Origin of the sequence: Streptomyces sp. NPDC050263 (genome assembly GCF_040655955.1) — a bacterium.
In the GTDB taxonomy this organism is placed as follows: Bacteria; Actinomycetota; Actinomycetes; order Streptomycetales; family Streptomycetaceae; genus Streptomyces.
The window spans coordinates 1-4,942 of record NZ_JBFAKW010000239.1 but is presented as its reverse complement, the minus strand read 5'-3'; the positions used below and the strand labels follow the sequence as shown (position 1 = coordinate 4,942).

Sequence of the window (4,942 nt, the reverse complement as noted above, 5' to 3'; positions counted from 1 at the left end):
CACCCGGACAGAGTGCCGGACACGCGCCGCCCGGCACAGCACCCGGACGACGCGTCACATCACAACAGGGCAAACATTCCCTGCTACGGCACTAGTAGCGTGTCGCTGCTTAGTTATGGCATGTCTGGTTGGGAGGCTGGTGTCAGGTGGGTTCCCTCCCTTTTGCCAGACAGGACTGTCATCGTGGGTTCACAGAAGAAGCGGCCGGTCAGGCTGAGCGCGCAGGATCGTGAGGAGCTGGTCCGGGTGACCACGACGGGGGTTCGCGGGGCCTCGATGATCATGCGTGCGCGGGTGCTGCTTGCACTGGATGTCTCGGTGGGTGACGTGGATTCCAAGGAGGCGATCGCGGCCCGGATCGGCGTCTCCGGTGAGACGTTACGGCTGGTTGCCAAGCGTTTTGCCGAGACTGGTGGCGATGTGCACGCCACGATCGCGCGGAAGAGGCGTGACCTCCCGCCGGTGCCCTCGCCGGTGACCGGTGAGGTCGAAGCCCGGCTGATCGCGATGGCATGCTCGCAGCCACCCCCGGGCTATGCCCGGTGGTCGCTGCGTCTGCTGGAGAAGCACGTCGCGCTGGCCGAGGACATCCCCGATCTGGACCACTCCACCATCGGGCGGGTCTTAAAAAAACGGAACTGCGTCCTCACCTGAGAAAGTGCTGGAACATCCCACCACGGGCGAACGCGGAGTTCGCGGCCCGGATGGAAGACGTGCTGGCCGTCTATGCCCGGCCCTACGACCCGGCACGTCCGGTGGTGTGCATGGACGAGAAGCCCTACCAGCTCCTCGCCGATACCCGCGACCCGCTCCCGGCCCGCCCTGGTCACGACGCCTGCCAGGACAGCGAGTACATCCGCTGCGGCACGTGCTCGATCTTCGTGTGGGTCGAACCCCTGCGCGGGTGGCGTGCTGTTCAGGCGCTGTCCCAGCGGACCCGGATCGACTGGGCCGGCCAGGTCAAGCAGTTGCTGAGCGTGGATTACCCCGACGCCGAGGCCGTGGTGCTGGTGATGGACAACCTCAACACCCACAGCATCGCCTCGTTGTACGAGGCATTCGAACCAGAAGAGGCATTCGCCCTGGCCCAACGCCTCGAGATCCACCACACGCCCAAGCACGGGTCATGGCTCAACATCGCCGAGATCGAACTCTCTGCGCTGACCCGGCAATGCCTCGACCGCAGGATCAGCGACCTCGACATCCTCAACACCGAACTCTCGGCCTGGCAGAACGCCACCAACACCGACCAACGTCAGGTGAGCTGGCAGTTCACCACCCACGACGCACGCATCAAACTGCGCCACCTCTATCCCAAAAATTAGCTGCGACAGTCTACTAGGCACCCGAGGGTCTGCTTGGATGACCGGGAAAGTCTGTGAATCGAGCGCAATGGGGGCGTGAGAATGGCTGATCCGTACACCATTCTCAACGAACTCGCCCAGGAGCTACGGCCGATGCCACAGGGAATCGAGTGGTTCGAGGGCCTCTCGACTGAGGAGCAGTCCAACACCCTGCGCCTCCTGTCACATTTCTGCATTCAGGCCCGCGCCACCGCCGAGGACGGCCCGGAAAGTATCCGACGCGCCGGACTTCGCGCCACGCACACACCGGCGGTTCTGATCACACGAGGGCGGATCGACCAGCAACTCGGAAAGATCGCCAGTCTCACCCCGCACGACGAGCGCCTGAAGTCATTCCGGCTACTGATCGCGGTGCCGGCCGTCGCCGACGAACGCCGACGAGAGCGCTTCTGCTCCGGCGGCTGCGGCCACGCGTGGCATCGCCTGTCTGTTGACACCCCCGAAGCCTCGGCCTGATCCCTCGCGCTTTCGCGCCTACCGGACCAGTGGCTGGAGGGGAAACATCGCGCTCAGTCTCGGCAGTTTGCGCTTCGACTCGTCTTCGCATCGCACGTCCCACTGCTCGCCGCGCGGCCCTCGATTGCCGCCTGCAGCGCCCTGCTCGGCTTCGACGGCTTCATAGAATGCGTCGCTGCAGCCGTCGTCCGCGCGGGTGAGTAGTCCATACGCCTCCATGGCGACGTAGTCGAGAGACTCCCACTCCGGCCAGTCGTCGTTCCAGAGCTCCCGTGTCAGCGGCCAGTTCGGAATCCCCACGTACGGCCAGTTGTGATGTCGCTCTTGGTTACGGCCCGGGCTCGACGTCTGACCCGATCGGTCACATGCGGATGAACGCGACCGGTTGTCGGGCCACGTCAGTGCCAGGCACAGGCGATCAGCTGTCCGCGGAGTGGGCGTCGGCAAGGGCCTCGCCGAAGAGCCGTCCGGCGAGTTCCACGCAGCGCATCCGGGCAGGAGAGAAGTCGTAAGGCATCTTGGTGATCGCTGCGGCGGCACTCATCTCTGTGCCCTCCTCCCCTTTCAGGTCGGCGTCGTAGATCTCGAAGATCTTCTCCTCGGCCGCGTCGAGACCAGCTGCCTCGATGGCCTGATTCAGGGCCATTTGGTGAGCGCATCGCTGTACGGCGAGCTCTTCGACGCGCGGGTCGTCGGGTTCGACGCCGTCGTCGAGGGCTGCCTCGGCCGCCTCAAGACGGTCCTCCTCGGCCCGCAGCTCGGGGTGGGTGGCCAGCACGATGAACGTGCTGGCCTGGATGGCGGCGCCCAGCGGCCCGAAGATCCGTTCCGTGACTAGCAGGGCGTCCAGATCGGAGGGGCGCAACGCGCCCGGGGGCAGGTGGCTGAGCCGGTCCGTGACCAGTTCGGAGAGCAGCCCCAGCGGGCTGCCCACCGCCTGCAGGCGCTGGACAGCCGCGCGCCGACGTTTGATGGCGGCCTCCTGCGCCGCCAAGGTTTCCTCCAGCCTGCTCAGGACCGACTCGATATCCGGGGCTTGGTCCAGGGCTTCGTCTCCAGCTTCGTCCCGGGCTTCGCCGAAGGCGGCCCGCATGTCGTCCAGGCTGATACCGGCATCAGCCATCTTGCGGATCCACAGCAGGCGGGTCATGTCGTCATAGCCGTAGCGACGGCGGCCGTCCCCGCCGCGCTCGGGCTCCGGCAGCAGACCGATCTCGTGGTAGTGGCGGATGGCGCGTGGGGTGATCCCGGCGAACGCAGCGGCATCACCGATCTTGACCTGCCGGGGAGGCGTGAGGGAGGGGTACATCGCAGACAGAGCCTTTCGTGCTGTGGTGCCCCGACCCCACCACATGCCGCTACGGCATGTGCAACAACCCCATCCAGGTGCCACCGGAGCCAGGCCCCAGCTGCCGCCGGGACCGATCAAGAACGACGAACCATCCGGGAACGCAGAGTGACCACCGACGGCCAGATAGCTCCCCGCCAAGTGGCCGCCGCTGGGGAATTTCTCGGCGACGCCTCAATTCTGACCCTCTGACCGCGGATCAAAAGTGACCCTCAGGGTGGTCTTCGCCTGAACCTGATCTTGATCGGAAGGTCAGGAGGGAAGGGTGATCCGCGTGGAGGACTGGGCAGAGATCCGCAGGCTGCACCGGGCCCGAGCAGATGCCGATCCGGGCGATCGCCCGGCATCTGGGAGGCCGACCGGGCCGGGATGCTCACCCTGCCGCCCGTCGATCCGCCCGCGTGGTGGCGGATGCAGACCCGCATCGGGCGTGACCACTACGTCCGCGTCGACACCAACGACTACTCCGTGCACCCCGAGGCGATCGGACGCACCGTCACCGTGCCCACCGACAACGATGAAGTCATCGCGCTGGCGCCCGGCGGCGTGATCATGGCCCGCCACCCCCGCTGCTGGGCCCGCCACCAGACCCTCACCGATCCCGATCACGCCGCCGCGGGCCAGACGATGCGCGGGCAGGCCCACCATCACCAGGCCGCCCAGGCCAAGGACACCCACCGGCCCGCGGCCGAGGACGGCCCGCTCGTCGAGGTCGAGCAACGCGAACTCGGCTCCTATGACCGGTTGTTCACCGTCATCGAAGGCGGCGGCGACAGGGAGGCCGGCTGATGCCCCGCACCACCGCTGCCCCGGCCGAGAACACCGGAGCGGGCCGCAGAACCGGCTCCCAGACCACCGCCGACCTCGCCTTCCTCGCCCGCGCGATGAAGGCCCCCGCCCTGCTGGACGCCGCCGACCGGCTCGCCGAACGCGCCCGCAAAGAGTCCTGGACCCACGCCGAATACCTGGTCGCCTGCCTCCAGCGCGAAGTCTCCGCCCGCGAATCGCACGGCGGCGAGGCCCGCGTCCGCGCCGCCCGCTTCCCCGCCGTCAAGACGATCGAGGAACTCGACGTCACCCATCTGCGCGGCATGACGCGACAACAGCTCGCGCATCTGGGCACGTTGGACTTCATCGCCGGCAAGGAGAACACCGTCTTCCTGGGCCCGGGCGTTATCAACGGAAGAGCGCTTCGTCGCTGGTGTTTGCCCAGCTTATGACGGTGTAGCAATCGCAGGAACATTGAGGCTGTCGCTCTGGGCGACGCCCTTCGTAGGATCGCTGCATGCCAGCTGACGAACGCGTGACCCGGTCTTCTTTCTCCGACCGCATCCAGTCGCTCTCCGTTCCTCGTGCGATGCCGCTCCTGCCGCGGCGGATCTGGTCGGATGAGGAGTGGGAGCGCATCCAGCTCGGCTACTCGTCCCGAGACATGGACGAGAAGTGGGATGTCTTCGCTGAGGGTGATGTCGTCTTCCTGCACCGAAGCTGGACAGGCAGCGGGGTCTTCGAAGCGACCTTCGCACCGGTCGATGCCGGTGGCTGGCAGATCACCGAGGCCGTGGTGGAACGCGACCCGGAGCGCTATCGCAACGACGACGATGAGTACGACTGCCTCATGCTTGAGCTGATGCTCAGTGCGATCGTTCTGGGAGAGTCGGCGAATCAACTTCGGGAGAAGCTAGTGCCGCGGCAGGCAACGTTCGCCCCGTCGCGACGCCCGGCACGCACTCTCGCCGCACCGGCCGAAAGCCCAAGTACGTCCAGTACGAGG

Annotated in this window: 8 protein-coding genes; 6 read left to right on the top strand and 2 right to left on the bottom strand. The window is 66.5% G+C overall.

Translation table 11 applies throughout. The features are described from left to right. Positions 1 to 183 precede the first annotated feature (183 nt). The 3 genes from AB0J04_RS45285 (at position 184) to AB0J04_RS45275 (ending at position 1,820) form a co-directional block, all read left to right on the top strand. On the top strand, positions 184 to 654 hold the full coding sequence (locus AB0J04_RS45285; RefSeq protein ID WP_363174576.1) for a helix-turn-helix domain-containing protein: 471 nt from the start codon (positions 184 to 186) through the stop codon (positions 652 to 654). Further along, positions 543 to 1,325: an IS630 family transposase gene (locus AB0J04_RS45280; protein WP_363174574.1), complete on the top strand. Its 783-nt coding sequence runs from the start codon at positions 543 to 545 to the stop codon at positions 1,323 to 1,325. The genes AB0J04_RS45285 and AB0J04_RS45280 overlap by 112 nt, the downstream gene beginning before the upstream one ends. 81 nt (positions 1,326 to 1,406) lie before the next feature. Beyond that, positions 1,407 to 1,820: a DUF5958 family protein gene (locus AB0J04_RS45275; protein WP_363174573.1), complete on the top strand. Its 414-nt coding sequence runs from the start codon at positions 1,407 to 1,409 to the stop codon at positions 1,818 to 1,820. Positions 1,821 to 1,838: 18 nt separating this feature from the next. Here AB0J04_RS45275 and AB0J04_RS45270 read toward each other — a convergent pair whose 3' ends face one another. Both AB0J04_RS45270 and AB0J04_RS45265 read right to left on the bottom strand, forming a co-directional pair. After that, positions 1,839 to 2,120, bottom strand: coding sequence for a hypothetical protein (locus tag AB0J04_RS45270; protein ID WP_363174572.1), 282 nt, complete (start codon positions 2,118 to 2,120; stop codon positions 1,839 to 1,841). Positions 2,121 to 2,238: 118 nt separating this feature from the next. Then, positions 2,239 to 3,129 (bottom strand): MerR family transcriptional regulator, encoded by an 891-nt coding sequence (locus AB0J04_RS45265; protein WP_363174571.1) that lies wholly within the window; start codon positions 3,127 to 3,129, stop codon positions 2,239 to 2,241. A 408-nt stretch (positions 3,130 to 3,537) separates the two neighbouring features. Here AB0J04_RS45265 and AB0J04_RS45260 point away from each other — a divergent pair, with 408 nt between their 5' ends. The 3 genes from AB0J04_RS45260 to AB0J04_RS45250 all read left to right on the top strand — a co-directional run. Continuing rightward, positions 3,538 to 3,957 (top strand): hypothetical protein, encoded by a 420-nt coding sequence (locus AB0J04_RS45260; RefSeq protein ID WP_363174570.1) that lies wholly within the window; start codon positions 3,538 to 3,540, stop codon positions 3,955 to 3,957. Beyond that, positions 3,957 to 4,388 carry an ATP-binding protein gene (locus tag AB0J04_RS45255; protein ID WP_363174569.1) on the top strand — a complete coding sequence of 144 codons (432 nt, stop codon included), beginning with the start codon at positions 3,957 to 3,959 and terminating at the stop codon, positions 4,386 to 4,388. The genes AB0J04_RS45260 and AB0J04_RS45255 overlap by 1 nt, the downstream gene beginning before the upstream one ends. A 137-nt stretch (positions 4,389 to 4,525) precedes the next feature. Next, positions 4,526 to 4,942 (top strand): hypothetical protein (locus AB0J04_RS45250; protein ID WP_363174575.1); only part of this gene is annotated, 417 nt, incomplete at its 3' end.

Excerpts from the sequence above, each read along its gene's own strand:
- AB0J04_RS45275 (WP_363174573.1), top strand. The coding sequence starts at position 1,407 with ATGGCTGATCCGTACACCATTCTCAACGAACTCGCCCAGGAGCTACGG.
- AB0J04_RS45265 (WP_363174571.1), bottom strand. The coding sequence starts at position 3,129 with ATGTACCCCTCCCTCACGCCTCCCCGGCAGGTCAAGATCGGTGATGCC.
- AB0J04_RS45260 (WP_363174570.1), top strand. The coding sequence starts at position 3,538 with ATGCTCACCCTGCCGCCCGTCGATCCGCCCGCGTGGTGGCGGATGCAG.
- AB0J04_RS45255 (WP_363174569.1), top strand. The coding sequence starts at position 3,957 with ATGCCCCGCACCACCGCTGCCCCGGCCGAGAACACCGGAGCGGGCCGC.